This is a genomic window from Bradyrhizobium ferriligni (assembly GCF_056837965.1).
This window is the reverse complement of sequence record NZ_JBXEJO010000177.1, coordinates 1-1,468: the sequence shown is the minus strand read 5'-3', so window position 1 is coordinate 1,468 and position 1,468 is coordinate 1. Positions and strand designations below refer to the sequence as shown.

General features: G+C 57.0%; 1 protein-coding gene. It reads right to left on the bottom strand.

Going from position 1 to position 1,468, the window contains the following annotated elements; genetic code table 11:
- Positions 1-3: 3 nt before the first annotated feature.
- Positions 4-1,437 carry an IS4 family transposase gene (locus AC1VNY_RS42430; protein WP_482409656.1) on the bottom strand — a complete coding sequence of 478 codons (1,434 nt, stop codon included), beginning with the start codon at positions 1,435-1,437 and terminating at the stop codon, positions 4-6.
- Positions 1,438-1,468 lie beyond the last annotated feature (31 nt).

Below are 1,468 nucleotides of genomic sequence, written 5' to 3'. Positions count from 1 at the left end.
CTTTCAATTACCCATAATTGTTGCCTCGATTGCGGCTCCAAGTTCGATGTCGTTCAGCCGCGATAGTCCGCGCCAGATCACGGTGTTTCCTGGAGGCGGATCGTTGGCTCGGGCCAAGTATCCTCCGAGCTGCGCGATCTTGACGACATAGTGCGAGAGCGTGCTTCGTCGAGAGCAATCACCACGCCTGTCTTTCACCAAATGATCAAGAAGCCTGATTTCGGGATCTGTCAGCGCCATTTGCGGTACGGCATTCGGCGAGGAGCGATTGAGCATCGTCATCCAGAAGACGCGCCAACTCACAATGCAGAAGACCGCGATCAGATTGACCAGACGCTCAGCAGTTCGCAATTTTGAGTCCTCTGCTTTGCAGCCCGATTTGAGGATCTTATGGAAGACTTCGATCTTCCATCTCAAGGCGTACCATTCGATTTTATTGATGGCGTCCTTGCGCGATAGGACCGGGAGATCGGTGAGGAGCTTCCACTCGATTTTCTTTCGCCGTTTCGGCCTTCCCCGCTCTTGAGCATGGATCACGGTCAGAGTGAGTGCGGGATATTTCGTCTGTTTACCGATCGGCGGCAGGACTCGTATCTTGCGGTACCTGATCTCAAGAACGGCGTCGTCGGAATCGCCTTTGTCGTCCTTGACCTTGATCCGATGTAGTCCCTTGATCGTAACCTCGTCCATTTCGTCGGCAATTGTGTGATTGCCGTCCCCGGCAAGCCGATCAACACAGGTTCGCACGAGGAAATGCGTTCCAGCCTCCGCGGCCAGGCAAAACAGCTCATAGATGTCGCTCTCGCGATCACCAATATGAACGCATCGTCCAGGGGCAGCGAGAAGGTCGGTCGATTGCCGTAAATTCTCGAGCCAGCGGATGCTCTCCTTCTGCTCGATCGGCACCCGTGTCGGATTGATCTTTCGCTTCAGCGCCGTCGTCCCCTTGAACTTCTTGCGGGTCCAGAACTTGATTGCCGACAGTCCGAGCGGAAGCCCCTCGGTCGTCACGGCGAGACTCGAATGCATCAGGATGCCGCACTGCGTGCGTCCTGCCGTCTTGCCCGTAAAGCCGATCAGATCCGGCTTCTCGCGCTTGAAGCTGAATTCCGTCGTGTCATGGAGGACGAGGATCGGTCCCTCCGTCGCCGCTACGCGCCCGCGCGTCGCCTCGAAATGACCGCAAAGAATATCCGCCTCGTCGACCCGTTCGTTGGAGAAGAAGCGATAGGCGGCCTTCGTGTTGGCCCAATCCTGACAAACCAGCGGGATGCTTTGACCCATGTCGCTCCCGATTTGTGCGAGCAATTTGCAGAACCGGCGACCAAGCCGCTCATCCTTAAACTCGCATCCCGCAACTTCCCGATCAACCCACGTCTCGATACCGGTCGTCAATCGCTGAGCACGCGCCCCCGCGCGTTCCTTCACCAAGCCCATCGAGCACCCCGCGCTTCCGAATCAGGTGCTC